This window comes from Kiritimatiellales bacterium (assembly GCA_041656295.1).
Classification (GTDB): domain Bacteria; phylum Verrucomicrobiota; class Kiritimatiellia; order Kiritimatiellales; family Tichowtungiaceae; genus Tichowtungia.
This window is the reverse complement of record JBBADV010000018.1, coordinates 36,814-51,330: the sequence shown is the minus strand read 5'-3', so window position 1 is coordinate 51,330 and position 14,517 is coordinate 36,814. Positions and strand designations below refer to the sequence as shown.

The following is a 14,517-nucleotide window of genomic DNA, read 5'->3' as shown; positions in this document are numbered from 1 at the left end:
TGTACGGCCGGTTTTTCTGTACCGTTCAAGCCAGTCCTGAAATGTGCGGATGTTTACTCCGTACAATGCTGCAATTTGTGCCTGAGTGCCCTGATGCTTCAGGTACGCCGTAATGGCGCGTTTACGTCTCTGTTCTGTTGCGATTCCCATGAACAGAACACTAAAACAATATCAGCGGTGTTCCAATCGTTAAATGCTCTAGTGGGCAGTCAATATTCTGATTCTTTCCCCTGTGATTAAAAATCTTGGCGGTCTTTGCGACCTTCCTGTTAGATATTTTTAAACAAGCGTTCCCTTCTGTTAAACATTCTCATCCGTTTATATCCGTGTTATCCGCGGGAAGAAAACGGACGCTCGTCGAAGTGTCCTACCTTTCCAAAAAACCTTGGCGGCCTGGCGGTTAATTAAAATTTATAAATACCGCCTGCATTTCACGGTTGTCCGGCGCAGCGTTTTAACTATTAGCTTCCATTTTTAGGTATTACCCGTTACGCATTATTCACCATGAAAAGTTTTGCGATTATCGGAACCGGCGGAATCGGCGGGTTTTTCGGCGGACTGCTGCAGCGCGGCGGGCTGGAGGTTCATTTTCTTTTGCACAGTGATTATGAATTTGTGAAGAAGAACGGGCTGACGATTGAATCGGCGCATGGTGATTTTAACCTGCCGCAGGTGAACGCCTATAATGATCCCAAAAAAATGCCGGCGTGTGATGTTACTCTGATCGCACTGAAAACGACACAAAACTCACTCCTGCCCGGCATTCTGCCGCATACGGTGAAAGATAACGGCATCGCAATTTCATTACAGAACGGACTGGGGAACGAAGAAGCCGTTGCGTCAATTGTCGGTGCGGAACGCACCGCCGGCGGGTCCTGTTTTATCGGTTCCACTAAAATGGCTCCGGGATTAATCAGGCACACGGACGCCGGACAGATTACGCTTGGCGAGTATCGCACTGACGGCGCACCTGCCGGAATTACACCGCGCCTCCAGCGGCTCGGCGGCGTGATGAAAAACGCCGGCGTGAATGTTGTGCTGGCAGAAGACCTGCCGCTGGTGCGGTGGAAAAAACTGTGCTGGAACATCCCGTTTAACGGAACGTCCGTTGTGAAAAATGCGCTGACGGATGAGCTCGCCGGCAATCCGGAGCTGCGCGCACTGTGCCTGAAATTAATGGAAGAGGTCGCCGCCGGATCGGCGGCGGTTGCACGTCCGGTTGCGCCGGAGTTTTTAGATCAGATGATGGCGTATACTGAATCGATGACGGCATACGCGCCGAGCATGCGCGTGGATTACGATCACGGCCGCCCGATGGAAATTGAAAGCATCTACGGCGCGCCGGTGCGCATGGCCGGCGCCGCCGGCGTTGCGATGCCGGAAACGGAAAAACTTTATAACGAACTTATAACACTGGAAAAAGAGCAGTTGAAATAATTGTAAATCGGCGATCGGGAATCAAAAATGTATTTAGAGCTTTTGAATCAAACAACTCACTGGCTAATGCGCAGCGGATTAACGGAAGAGCTCGCCGGAAATGCGGCGCACGGACTGATGCTGATTCCGGTAGCGATTGTCGCGTTTATTGCTTATGCCATTGTGCGGATAGCGGTGGTACGTACCGCCGTCAAAATTGCAGCGAAAACAAAAGTGACGTGGGATGACCAGCTGGTCGCATCCGGATTTTTTGCGCGTCTTGCGCACATTGTGCCGCTGACGATTATTCAATGGCTCGGCGCGCTGCTTGTTTCTTCCGGCGGCACTGAAACTCCGCTCTGGTTCGATGCCATCTTACAGGCCTATCTCCTGCTCATTCTAATCGGCCTGCTTACAGCGCTGCTCACCGCAACGCAGTTGATCCTCGCCGAAACGCGCGCCGGCACCATGCCGCTGAAAGGACTAATTCAGGCGGCGCGACTGACCATTTATGTGATCGGCGCCATTCTGCTGCTCTCTATCCTGCTCGGGCGGTCGCCGGTGTTTTTCTTTTCCGGTTTAACAGCGCTGACCGCCGTAACCATGCTGATTTTTAAAGATGCGATTCTCGGCTTTGTCGCCGGCATTCAAATTTCAGCCAACCAGATGATCAAGCTCGGTGACTGGATTGAGATGCCGCAGCAGGGCGCCGACGGTTTTGTAATCGATGTGTCACTTACCACGGTGAAGGTGCAGAACTGGGATAAAACGATTTCTACAATTCCAACCTATGCGCTGATTTCAGAGTCGTTTAAAAACTGGCGCGGCATGTTTGAATCCGGCGGGCGGCGCATTAAACGCGCCCTGCATATCGACATGCAAACGGTGCGTTTTGCTGACGAAGAGATGCTGAAGAGCTGGCAGAAAATCCTTCTGCTGCGCCCCTACCTGAAAACAAAGCTCGCGGAGATTGCCGCTGATCATGAAACGATCGGCGAAGACAGCGGGATCCTCGGCAACGGCCGGCGGTTGACCAATCTCGGCACATTCCGCGCCTATTGTTCGGCATATCTGCGCGCCAATCCGGAAATTAATCAGGAGATGATTTTCCTGATCCGTCATCTGCAGCCGACCGAGCACGGAATTCCGGTGGAGATTTATGTCTTCACCAAAGACACACGCTGGGTGGTGCATGAAAGTGTACAGGCGGATATTTTTGATCACCTGCTCGCCATGCTGCCGCAATTCGGATTGCGCACATTCCAGGTTCCATCGGGGAATGATTTGCGCGAATTGAAAAGGTAGGGCGCTCAGTCCTTTGAGCGCCGAAAAAATGCGGACGGCAAGGGACTGCCGTCCCTACCTTTTGGAATATAATTTTTCAATATACTGCTTCGCGCTGTCGCTCCAGAGGAAGCGCGCGGCGGCGGCGGCGGTGCAAACAGAGTTCCACTCCTCCGGGTTTCCGGCGCGCAAAGCGAGGGCATCACTGAATGCTGTTTGCATGGCATCGACCTGTGCAACAAGTGTTTCGCCTTTGAAACTGAAACCGGTGATGCCGGGCTGAACGGTGTCACGCAGTCCGCCGGTGCGGTGGACGAGACAGGGTTGTCCGGCGCGCATGGCAAGCATCTGCCCGATGCCGCACGGCTCAAAGGAACTCGGCATAATAAACAGATCGCCGGAAGCGTAGAGTGCCTCGGCGGCTTTGGCGGCGTACCCGTTGATAAAAATAAAATTACTGTTCAGTGCGGCGGTTTCGGCAAGAAAAGCTTCAATGGATTGATCGCCGGAGCCGATAAGAATATACACACCGGAGCTTCCGATCGCGCTGAGAATTTTTTCGAGCCCGGTTTTCCCGTCGGTGCCGCGCGCTTTCAGCAGCAGCATTTTTTGATCCACTGCACGACTGATGCCGGTGGCGATGAATGCCGGTTTTTTCTTGGCGGTAATAATTTTTTCAAGCGTTTGCAGCGCCGTAACATCGGCAAGGTTCACGGCGCCCCGCTGCGCGGCAATGTGTGCGGTTTCACGTTTCAGCAGTTCAAAAAGCCTGCCGGCCTTCAGTTTACCGGTTTTGTGTTCCGGCGGATAATCGCAGCCGTTCAGAATGCCGAATAGTTTTCCGGCGCCGGCGGCATGCTGCAGCTCTTTTTCGAGTCCTTCACCGCCGGAAAACTGCGGCGGATTGCCCGGGCGCAGAATTTCTTCGGCATAAGTCGGCGAAACGGCGTGCACGGCGTCAGCCAGCCGGATTCCAATGGCCATGGGATTGATGCAGTCGGTCCAGCGCGGGTCGAGCAGCTCCGCCGGAATTCTATCGCCGGGAAACAGACCAGGAAACCAGTGCCGGAGCGACGACAGATCGCCGGCAACCGGACGGATGCCCTGCAGCGCAAGATTATGAATGGTGTAGACGGTGCGCAGGTTTTGCAGCGCAGCAAATTCTGAGCTGTATTTCCTCAGGATCAGCAGAAATGCGGCGTGCCAGTCGTGCAGATGCAGAATATTCAACTCGCCGCAAAGGGTTTCATTCACTGCCGTTGCGGCGGCGGTGCAGAAGCGGGCAAATTTGGTTGCATCGGTACAGAACGGGCGTGAGGGCGGATCATCGCTGTAGATCACCGGCTGTCCGGCAGAGTTCCGGTGCAGAAATCCGGGATGGTCGATAACGAAATGCCCGGACTGATTGAACGCGTCACTTTTCGGGCGGACACGATACAGCGTCGCGGTTTCAAATTGACCGGCAAAATAGAAACGGATATCTGCCATTTTTACCGCGCCGGCGGCTTCATGCAAATAACCGTACGAGGGTGTAACCACTGAAACGCAGCAGCCTTCCTTCGTGAGCGCCGCCGGAATGTCGCGGATCACATCGGCAATCCCGCCGACTTTGCAGTTGGCAATGCCGTCATTTTCGGCAGCGACCATCAAAACGCGCAGTGTACTCATACCGCCACGTTAGCAGATATCGATAACATACAGATAGAAAAATCTTACGCCGGCTTTGTCCGGAAAACACGATTGATTGATCTCCATTCGTCAGCAAAACAACTTTTTTATGCCGGCATAAAGATTCCTGTTGCCAGCGCTCCGGCAAAGGAGTAGTAGCGTTCAAAAATTTATGAAAGGCGCATGGACACTCTGACAATCCGTTCCGCAGTGCCGGCAGATCTGCCGGCACTTGAATCCGTTGAAAACCGCTGTTTTACAGCATCCCGGCGCAGTTCGCGGCGCGCATTACAACACAGTCTGCACAGTCCGGCGCAGGAGGTTCTGATTGCCGTGACAAAAACCGGCGGCGTGCGGCAGATTGCCGGTGCGATGACATTGCACATTCACATGCGCACCGTTCGCATCTATTCAATCGCTGTTCTGCCGGCGTTTCGCGGCAGCGGAATTGGAAAAAAATTAATTCACCGTGCAATTACCGTTGCGCGCCGGCGCAACCGGAACGCCGTCAGCCTGGAAGCCGACCGGCGCAACCGGCGGCTGATCCGCTGGTATGAGTCGTTCGGCTTCGAAACCGGTTGCGTTTTAAAAGATTATTATGCGCCAGGACGCGCTGCGGTGCGCATGCGCTTGACACTGGAAACCGCGCCGGAAAGAGAGCTGGTATATGGCCGTGCATAATTTGATTATTCTGAACAACCCGGCGCACTGGCAATTTGATATTGAGGAAGTTGAGATTGTCTCTGCGAAGGCGTATTTGACGGATACGCGCTATGCAACGATGAAAAACGCCCGTGTTTTTAATTTATGCCGGTCATACCGTTATCAGTCCGTCGGCTATTATGTTTCGTTGCTGGCGGCGGCACGCGACCATCGCGCGATTCCAAGCGTGACGACAATGCAGGATTTTAAGTCGCAAACCATTGTGCGGACCATCGCTGAAGATATCGATGAACTGATCCAGAAAACGCTGGCAAAAGTACCGGCAAAGGAATTCACATTGTATGTGTATTTCGGGCAGACGGTACAACCGGAATACCGTTATATCGGCCGTGCGTTGTATAATCTGTTTGAATCCCCGCTTTTGAAGGTGACGTTTGCCTGCAGCGAAAAATGGTTGATTCAGCAGCTCGCACCGCTGTCGCTCGGCGGTGTATTGGAAACCGACCGGCCCCATCTTTCTGAATTTGCACGGCGTTATTTTTCGCGCAAACGGTTTCACAAAACTGAAATTCAGCAGTACGCATACGATCTCGCGATTCTGGTGAATCCGGAGGAAGGGAGCTCTGCGCCGTCGTCTAAACGCGCGCTGAAAAAATTTCAGGACGCCGCCGATGAACTGAATGTTTATACTGAATTTATCACCAAAGAAGATTACAACCGTCTGCCGGAATTTGATGCGCTGTTCATTCGTGAAACCACTGCGGTGAATCACCACACCTACCGTTTTTCGCGCAAAGCATTTGCTGAAGGGCTGGCTGTGATTGATGATCCATTTTCGATTCTGCGCTGCGCGAATAAAGTCTATCTCGCTGAACGGCTTGCGCTCGCCAAAGTTCCGGCGCCCAAAACCGTCATCTTGCAAAAAGACTGTCTGAAAAAAATTCCGATACTGCCGGGAGTCACGCTGCCGTGCGTTTTAAAACAGCCTGACAGCGCGTTTTCAAAAGGTGTTACCAAAGCCAACGACGAAATCGAATTCCGTCAGAAGCTCGAAATGCTGTTTGAAAAGTCCGACCTGATCATTGCGCAGGAATTCATGCAATCGGAGTTTGACTGGCGCGTCGGCATTCTCGACCGCCGGCCGCTTTACGTTTGTAAATATTATATGGCGCGCGGCCACTGGCAGATTTGCAACTGGTCCGGCACAAACGGCAACCGTTTCGGCAACACTGAAACACTCCGGGTGGAAGACGCGCCGGCGGCAGTGGTGCAAACCGCGCTGAAAGCCGCCAACCTGATGGGCGACGGACTGTACGGCGTTGACCTGAAAGAGATTGACGGGAAAATTTATGTCATCGAAGTGAATGACAATCCCAGCATCGACGCCGGCATTGAAGACCTCGTCCTCAAAGATGAACTGTATCTAACCATCATCCGCTCCATCATCCGCCGGATTGAAAATCTGTAACCGCCGGCAAAATTAGAAAAACAGTTTAAAAAATTTAAGAATGCCCTGTTTCCACGGGACGCGATGTGAAACGCCGCCTTTGTTTTCGAACGAGTGCAGGTTGGCAAGATACCACTCATAGTTTCGCACGAGCGCCTGCTGATTGGAATATTCCGGAAAAAACTGCAGCTGCGTTTCAATTTTTTCAGTGGAAACAAACGAGTCTTCGCATGCGGTTTCATAAACCCATTTATAAAGCGGCGACAGTTTGAAAAATTCCAGAATGCGCAGCGTCCAGATCAGCGGTTTCGCTGGAAATCCGATGATCTTTTTCCCGAAACCGGCGCGGTCGAGCACGGCCTGATAGTCTTCTTTCATCGTGGTAAAATCGGTGGCGCCCACATTGAAAATATCGTTGACTGTATCTTTGTCCTTGATCAGGCAGAGATAAACTGATGCGCACAAATCTTCAACATCGAGCAGTTGATACCGGTTTTTGCCGCTGCCGATCATCGGGAAGTTTTTGCCGTCTTTTGCCCAGTCGTAGAATAATGCAAAGACACCGAGACGTTCCGGGCCGATAAATGATTTCGGGCGGATAATCGGAATACACATACCTTTTTCGCGATATTCAAGGCAGACCTTTTCTGCTTCGATTTTGGCGATGCCGTACGGTCCGACGCCGATCAGTTGATCATCTTCACGCAGCGGATGATGGTCGGGGATGCCGTAAACCGCTGTCGATGAGATATGCACGAAGCGTTCGACATTCTGGTGATATGCTTCTTCGAGCAGGTTTTGCGTGCCTTCAATATCCGTCGAAAAAATTGCTTCTTTGGTGTAAAGCGGCAGTGCAGCGGCGGTGTGAATCACCCATTGCACGCCCTGCATCGCTGCTTTCACTGCGGCTTTGTCGCGGATGTCGCCGGTAATCACGTTCACACGGTCGCGCTCCGGATAGTCAAACTCCGCAAAATCGAGCGAGACGATATCGGTGACACCCTGGTGTATCAGATGGCGAATCAGATTAATGCCGAGAAATCCCGCGCCGCCGGTAACTAAAACCCTCTTATTCATATCCGAATCCTGAATGAATGATTTACATATATCGTTAAAAGAACAGGAAAACTATAATGCAACCATCGTGTGCACTGCAAATCTAATGAAGAAATGCCGGGGATGAAATCCACCCACGGATAATGAAAGCGGTTTACGCCGGCGGGTTTAAATGGTTGTATCGGTGCATGAAAACATTAAAAGACCTTGGAGAGCATAACGCAATTGCCGCACTGACTGCAAATCTGAAAGCCGCCGGCGATGACTGCGCCGTGCTGCCGTTTGCCGGCGCGCCGTATGATTTGGTGTTAACCTCCGACCCGCTCATCGCCGGAATTCATTTTACAGCCGCTGCGCCGCCGGAACAGATCGGCTGGAAAGCCGCTGCGCGCGTGTTCAGCGATTTTGCGGCGATGGGTGCCGATCCGCAATATCTGCTCATCAACGCGGTGGCTCCGCCGGAACAGAATTTCGAAACGCTCAAAAAAATATATTCCGGCGTACATGATGTTTGCGCGCAATTTTCCGTTGAACTCGCCGGCGGCGATCTCGCGCAGGGACCGGCGCTTGAACTGCACGTCTTCGGCGCCGGATGCGTGCCGAAAGATAAAGCCGTGTTCCGTTCCGGCGCACGCGCCGGCGATGCGATTTATGTTACCGGCGCACTGGGCGATTCGCTGAATACCGGTAAACATCTGACATTTACGCCGCGCGTCAAAGAGGGCAAATGGCTCCGGCAGTCCGGTTATGCGCGCGCAATGATTGATATCAGCGACGGACTTGCCACTGATATCCGTCATATTCTAAAAGCTTCCGGCAGCGGCGCAGATCTGATTCCGGCGCAAATTCCGTTAAACGGGACACTCGAACAGGCGCTCTATGACGGTGAAGATTTTGAGCTGCTTTTCACCGTGCGCGGCGACGAAGCCGATCGGTTTGATTTTGATTGCCTCCACGAACTCGAACACAAATTCCATCGCATCGGAACTGTAACCGCTGCACCGGAAATTTTAACCCTTGCCGGTGAACCACTGGAACGCAAGGCGTTCGAACATTTTAAAAATTGAATTCGCGGATCATATTTTGACCGTACCTCGGGATATAAACACCGGCCGTGTCTTTGTTTGACTCTCGTTTTATGCCTGCTTGTGTGTGTTTTTTAACCGAATACAGGCAGAAGATGGCGGTTCAACAGATTATGTGTTACGTTGCGGTTGACAATATCTGCGTGTTTTTCGAGCGCGCTAAAAAATTCATCGCCGAGTTCATAAGCAACTTTATAGGCAACGTGGATTAACTGCCGCAAACTTGGATTATATTCCGAACAGTTTTGTTCATGCCGCAGTGCATTCACGAACTGTCCGCTGCTCCAGCTGTTCACAGTTTCAACCGGCGGAAGTTTTGCCGGATCAATATCAATCACGGTGGCATACGGTGCGGCGAGTTCATCGTAACGGCCAAGCGCATTCGCATAGATTTTTTTCGCTACGTCCAATCCGTCGCCGTCGGCCTCGGCGAGTCCAATGACTTCTTCGAGCCAGGTGGTGCCGGCGGTTTTTACATGCAGTCCGGCATTATATTTTTTTATGATGCGGTTCATCGCCGGATAAATGGCAAATTTGTCGCTGCCGGAATGAACGCTCAACCGCAGCGTGTTTTTCAAGCCGAACTGCTCCGCCGCAAACCGCAGTACCGCCACATCCTGTTCAAACTCTTTTTCGAACTGCGCCACATCACCGGCATAATCGACGCCTTTATTAAACCGTCCGCTGAATTTCGGCGCGATGGTGTCCACCGGGATTTTTTCCTGCGCAATCATCGCCAGAATAAACAGCATTTCCAGCGGTGTTTGCGGCGCGTCCGTTTCGTCCATCGAAACTTCAACGGCAAACGCGCCGGATTTTTTCGCTGCAATGTGCCGGTAAATCCGTCCGGCTTCCTGCACGGCATGCAAATAGTGTTCGGCAATGCGGCGAAGCTCATCCGACGTCACCGAGAGTTTTTCATTCAATCCCGGCAGCTCGATAGCGCCGGAAAATTTCTGCATTGCGGCAACAAATGAATCAATATCATTTTGCGCCGCCGGTTTTCCGATTTCTCCTGCTACGTCGAGCGTGAAAAAATCGGACGCGTCAATAAAGCCGTCAACATTCGCCAGCGAAATATGATCTGCATCCACAAAATACGGCGCATGCCAATTCAATGCTTGCACTGCGGCATCCGCTTCAACGCGCAGCGATGCCGGTTCTGTATGCACTGTTTTGTGTTCCCGGTTGGATTTATTCCACACCGGAAAAACCTGTACGCCTTTTTTCCCCGCCTCAATATAAGCGGCCAGCTGCGCTTTGCCCTGATGACCGAACCGGTCGCCGCATCCTAATGTATAAACAACTTTTTCTGACATGTTCATCTCCGTTAATACTTCATCTGAAAATTGCCGCTTTGCAGTGTTGCATTCGCAAAACCCTGCTCCACTTTTTTATTTCGAATCGAAGCAAAAGACCCAAGCACGAAACAAATTTCAACCACAGAGATCGGAGGTGCAGAGCAGGTATTCTTCGAATCTCCGTGAACTCTGTGGTTTTATTCTCATCCGCGACGTCCATGGGTCTTTCCGCTATAGAACATTAAAATATTCTTTCGCATTATTAAAACTGATGTTCTCAACCATTGTTCCGAGCAGCCCCATATCCGCCGGAATTTCTCCGTTTTCCACCTCGCGCCCAATCAGGTTGCAGAGAATGCGCCGGAAATATTCATGCCGCGGATAGGAAAGAAAACTGCGCGAATCCGTCAGCATACCGACAAACCGGCTGAGCAGTCCGAGCGCCGACAGCGCGTTCATCTGCTTTTCCATTCCGTCTTTCTGATCCAGAAACCACCAGCCCGAACCGAACTGAATTTTCCCGGGGCATGAACCGTCCTGAAAACATCCGGCGAGCGTCGCCATCAGTTCGTTATCACCGGGATGAATATTATACAGAATGGTTTTCGCGAGCTGATCGGAATTGTCGAGCCGGTCGAGCAGGCGAGCCAATCCCGGTCCCTGCCGGAAATCACCGATTGAATCAAAACCGGTATCCGGCCCGAGCTTTGCAAGCAGACGGCTGTTATTATTCCGAAAGGCGCCGACATGGAATTGCTGGACCCAGCCGCGCGCGTGATTCATTTTTCCAACCTCATATAAAAATGCCGCTTCAAACTGTTCACATTCCGGCAGGCTGATTCCGCCGCCGGCAAATGCTGTTTTAAAAATTGCATTTAATTCCGCCGGTGTCGCTGAAGCATCCGGTATATATGCCACGCCGTGATCTGAAAGCCGGCAGCCGGCCGAATGAAAAAATGCGTGCCGGGTTTCAATCGCCGCAATCAGCGACTCAAAATCGTGTATATGAATGCCCGAAATTTCCGCCAGCGTTTTTATATACGCCGGCCATGTACTGTTCAGATTCATCGCTTTGTCCGGACGGAACGTCGGCAGAACGCGGATTTCAAATTTTTCGCCGGCAAGCTGTTGATGATATTTGAGTGAATCCACCGGATCGTCAGTTGTACAAACCACTTTTACATTCATCCGGCGCATCAGATTGCGCGCCGAGAATTCCGGTGTACGCAGCATTGCAGTCGCCTGCTCATAAATTTTGTCCGCCGTTTTTTCATTCAGCACCGTGTGAATTCCGAAATAGCGCTGCAGTTCCAGATGCGTCCAGTGATACAGCGGATTGCGAATGGTTTGCGGAACAGTCTCCGCCCATTGTTGGAATTTTGTGCGCCACGGTTTTGCGCCGGTACAGAATTCCTCGCTCACGCCGTTCGTACGCATCGCACGCCATTTATAATGATCGCCGGCGAGCCATACTTCGCCGAGATTGTCATAGCGTTTATCTTCAGCGATTTCCTGCGGTGACAAATGGCAGTGGTAATCAAAAATCGGCATCCCGGCGGCATGTTCGTGATAAAGCCGGCGCGCGGTTTTAGACTGCAGCAAGAAATCTTTATTCATGAACGGCGTTTTCATCGAGGATCCTTTGGTTTTCTCAATGCTTTGAGAAAATAATTTTTCGATGCACTTTTCAAGCCGAAACTTGCGTTACAGAGATATTTACGGCATCGTTGCCGGACTATGGCAAAAGTCAGTCAGAAACAGATAGCAGAAAAACTCGGCGTTTCTATTGCGCTCGTATCGCGCGTGCTTTCCGGCAAAGCTGAAGAAATCGGCATTACCCCGGCGACGATTCAGAGAGTTCTGAAAACCGCCGCTGAAATGGGCTACGTTCCAAGCGCCGCCGCTCTTTCGCTGAAAGGCAAGCCGACGCGCACCGTCGGCGTCGCAGTGTATGATTTTAACGATCCGTTTTTCGGCGCACTCATTCGTCAGATTCAAACTGAAGCGCACCGGCATAACTATTCACTTGTCCTCGCCGGATTCCTCAATCGTGTTCCAACCGAACAGGATCTTCAGCCGCTGCACAAACATTTCATCGACGGGCTGATTATTCTCGGCTCTGACATGAACGCGCCGTGGCTGAACGATTTTAAAAAGTTTCCTGTCGCGCGCATCGGACACGGTGCCGGAAATGAACACAGCCTGCGCGTTGCTATCGACGAAACTGACGCAGCACAACAGTTAATTACGCATTTAAAAACACGCCGGATAAAAAAAATCATCTGTCCGGAAGATAACCTGCCCGTACACCGGCTGCGTTGCGATGCGCTTACCGCCGCCGCCAAAGCCGCCGGAATACAAACCGGCAGTCTGCCGCCGGCGGATTGCGAACCCTTTAGTGCCGGAGAATCTGCGGTTGAAAAAATCCGGCAGAAACCGCTGCCGGAAAACTGCGCCGTGGTTTGTATTAATGATCAATTCGCCATGGGACTCATTCACGAACTCATCGCCGCTGGCATTTCCGTTCCGCAACAGATTTGCGTTACCGGCTTTGACGATATTCCCGCTGCGGCGCAATTCATACCGGCACTCACCACCATTCAGCAGCCAATTACCCAAATGGTGCAGCGCGCATTTCAGCACATTCTCAAGCCGGAACCGCTCAAAAGTGTTTATCTGTCTGGCAGACTTGTTGTGCGTGAGTCTGCATGAAGTTGACGAAAAAAATGGCGGCATGAATCAAGAATTAATAAAAACCGACGAACGCAAAGAAACGGTGGCAGAGCATCTGGCAAATGCAATTACACACGGGGTCGCGTTGGGCGTCAGCATTGCCTGTTTGGTTTTGCTGACTGTTTTCGCGAGTTTGCGCAAAGGCGCCTGGGAAATTGTAAGCTGTTCAATTTATGGTGCGATGCTGGTGATTCTTTATCTGGCGTCGACGCTGTATCACAGCATCCATATTCCGCATATTCGCCGGATTTTGAATATTATTGATCATGGTGCAATTTACCTGCTGATCGCCGGAACATATACGCTGTATCTGCTGGTTCCGTTGCGCGGCGGACTGGGGTGGTCGCTGTTCGGCGTGATCTGGGGACTGGCATTGACCGGGATAATTTTTCAGGCGCTGTTCATCAGCCGGTGGAAAATATTTTCCACATTAACGTATCTGGCCATGGGCTGGATGGTTGCAGTGGCAGTGGTTCCGTTGATTAAAATTCTGCCCGCCGCCGGAATTATGTGGCTGGCACTCGGCGGACTGCTGTATACCCTCGGCGTCATCTTTTATATCTGGCAGCGCATGCCGTTCGCGCACGCGATCTGGCATCTGTTCGTTTTTGCCGGCAGCCTGTGTCATTTTTTCGGAATCTTCTTTTTCGTCGCGATGTGAGCGAAGCATTGGCGTGCGGTGATAAAGAGGTATCCGTTGCGCCACTATTGTTAAACCGGCGATATGTTTCGCTTTAGCGCTGCATTCTAAAATTATTTTTCGGTCTGCACTTTGATTTTCAATTCGATGTCGTGGTCGTAAAGTGCGGTGAGCAGTTCGTCCAGATCGCCTTCCATAATCCGGTCGAGTTTGTAGAGTGTTAAATTAATCCGGTGATCCGTTACGCGGTTTTGCGGATAATTGTATGTGCGGATTTTTTCGCTGCGGTCGCCGGAACCGACCTGTGACCGGCGTGCAGCCGCCTGTTCGGATTCAATCTGCTGCTGCTGAACTTCAAACAGCTTGGCACGCAGAACGCGCAGAGCTTTGGCTTTATTTTTGTGCTGCGAACGTTCGTCCTGACACTGCACAACGGTGCCGGTGGGAATATGTGTGATGCGGATCGCGGAATCGGTGGTGTTCACATGCTGCCCGCCGGCGCCGCTGGCGCGATAAGTGTCGATTTTCAACTCTTCGTTTTTAATTTCAACATCAACCTCTTCGGCTTCGGCGAGCACGGCAACGGTGGCGGCGGATGTATGAATCCGCCCCTGTGTTTCGGTTTCCGGCACGCGCTGCACGCGGTGCGTACCGCTTTCATATTTCATCTGCTTATAAACCATTTCGCCTTCAACAGAAAAAACGATCTCTTTATAGCCGCCGGCTTCTGCCGGGCTGATATCGAGCAGCGAGATTTTCATGCCGCTGTTTTCGGCATAACGGCTGTACATGCGGTACAGGTCGCCGGCGAAAATCGCGGCTTCGTCGCCGCCGGTGCCGGCGCGGATTTCCATAATCACGCCTTTGGCGTCCGACGGATCCGGCGGGAGCAGGGCAATCATCACCTCTTTTTCCGCCGCCGGCAATTTTTCTTCCGTTTCGGCAAGTTCCGCTTCCGCCATTTCGCGCAGTTCCGGATCGGCATTTGCATCGTCCAGAATCGCGCGGCTTTCGTTGGCGGAATCTTTCAGCCGTACAAATACTTCTGCGGCGGCGGCAATTTTTTTCTGATGCGAATAGCTGCGCATCAGTTCCTGCATTTTCTGCGGATTTGACGCCACACCCGGCGCCGACATTTCCGTTTCAAGTCCGGAAATACGGTTTCGCAGATTTTTAAGATAAGTGTTATCAATCATATCAGGACACAAAAAGACCGGACTTCGC

General features: G+C 51.9%; 12 protein-coding genes. 7 read left to right on the top strand and 5 right to left on the bottom strand.

Annotated elements, in window-relative coordinates; translation table 11 throughout:
- The first annotated feature begins 504 nt into the window (after positions 1 to 504).
- Both WC959_10555 and WC959_10550 read left to right on the top strand, forming a co-directional pair.
- On the top strand, positions 505 to 1,437 hold the full coding sequence (locus WC959_10555; protein MFA5689569.1) for a putative 2-dehydropantoate 2-reductase: 933 nt from the start codon (positions 505 to 507) through the stop codon (positions 1,435 to 1,437).
- A 27-nt stretch (positions 1,438 to 1,464) separates the two neighbouring features.
- Complete coding sequence (locus WC959_10550) at positions 1,465 to 2,721, top strand: mechanosensitive ion channel domain-containing protein (GenBank protein ID MFA5689568.1); 1,257 nt, start codon at positions 1,465 to 1,467, stop codon at positions 2,719 to 2,721.
- Between the two features lie 54 nt (positions 2,722 to 2,775).
- On the opposite strand, the gene WC959_10545 is transcribed toward WC959_10550, so the two are convergent.
- Positions 2,776 to 4,368 (bottom strand): glycogen/starch synthase, encoded by a 1,593-nt coding sequence (locus WC959_10545; protein MFA5689567.1) that lies wholly within the window; start codon positions 4,366 to 4,368, stop codon positions 2,776 to 2,778.
- Positions 4,369 to 4,551: 183 nt separating this feature from the next.
- Here WC959_10545 and WC959_10540 point away from each other — a divergent pair, with 183 nt between their 5' ends.
- Together WC959_10540 and WC959_10535 are read left to right on the top strand one after the other, a co-directional pair.
- Positions 4,552 to 5,049, top strand: coding sequence for an N-acetyltransferase (locus WC959_10540; protein MFA5689566.1), 498 nt, complete (start codon positions 4,552 to 4,554; stop codon positions 5,047 to 5,049).
- Positions 5,036 to 6,499, top strand: coding sequence for a RimK family protein (locus tag WC959_10535; GenBank protein MFA5689565.1), 1,464 nt, complete (start codon positions 5,036 to 5,038; stop codon positions 6,497 to 6,499). Before WC959_10540 ends, WC959_10535 begins: the two co-directional genes overlap by 14 nt.
- A gap of 12 nt (positions 6,500 to 6,511) precedes the next feature.
- On the opposite strand, the gene WC959_10530 is transcribed toward WC959_10535, so the two are convergent.
- Positions 6,512 to 7,555 (bottom strand): NAD(P)-dependent oxidoreductase, encoded by a 1,044-nt coding sequence (locus tag WC959_10530; protein ID MFA5689564.1) that lies wholly within the window; start codon positions 7,553 to 7,555, stop codon positions 6,512 to 6,514.
- Positions 7,556 to 7,677: 122 nt separating this feature from the next.
- Between WC959_10530 and thiL the strand changes: the two genes are divergently transcribed.
- Positions 7,678 to 8,601, top strand: coding sequence for a thiamine-phosphate kinase (thiL, locus tag WC959_10525; protein MFA5689563.1), 924 nt, complete (start codon positions 7,678 to 7,680; stop codon positions 8,599 to 8,601).
- A gap of 92 nt (positions 8,602 to 8,693) precedes the next feature.
- Here thiL and WC959_10520 read toward each other — a convergent pair whose 3' ends face one another.
- Together WC959_10520 and uxaC are read right to left on the bottom strand one after the other, a co-directional pair.
- Positions 8,694 to 9,938, bottom strand: coding sequence for a tagaturonate epimerase family protein (locus tag WC959_10520; protein ID MFA5689562.1), 1,245 nt, complete (start codon positions 9,936 to 9,938; stop codon positions 8,694 to 8,696).
- 213 nt (positions 9,939 to 10,151) lie between these two features.
- The gene (gene uxaC / locus WC959_10515; GenBank protein ID MFA5689561.1) at positions 10,152 to 11,552 is read right to left on the bottom strand and encodes a glucuronate isomerase; all 1,401 of its coding nucleotides are present in this window, start codon (positions 11,550 to 11,552) and stop codon (positions 10,152 to 10,154) included.
- A gap of 105 nt (positions 11,553 to 11,657) precedes the next feature.
- On the opposite strand from uxaC, the gene WC959_10510 reads away from it, so the two are divergent.
- Together WC959_10510 and WC959_10505 are read left to right on the top strand one after the other, a co-directional pair.
- Positions 11,658 to 12,632, top strand: coding sequence for a LacI family DNA-binding transcriptional regulator (locus WC959_10510; GenBank protein ID MFA5689560.1), 975 nt, complete (start codon positions 11,658 to 11,660; stop codon positions 12,630 to 12,632).
- Positions 12,633 to 12,654: 22 nt separating this feature from the next.
- Positions 12,655 to 13,314 carry a hemolysin III family protein gene (locus WC959_10505; protein ID MFA5689559.1) on the top strand — a complete coding sequence of 220 codons (660 nt, stop codon included), beginning with the start codon at positions 12,655 to 12,657 and terminating at the stop codon, positions 13,312 to 13,314.
- Between the two features lie 92 nt (positions 13,315 to 13,406).
- On the opposite strand, the gene prfA is transcribed toward WC959_10505, so the two are convergent.
- Positions 13,407 to 14,489 (bottom strand): peptide chain release factor 1, encoded by a 1,083-nt coding sequence (prfA, locus tag WC959_10500; GenBank protein ID MFA5689558.1) that lies wholly within the window; start codon positions 14,487 to 14,489, stop codon positions 13,407 to 13,409.
- Positions 14,490 to 14,517: the final 28 nt, after the last annotated feature.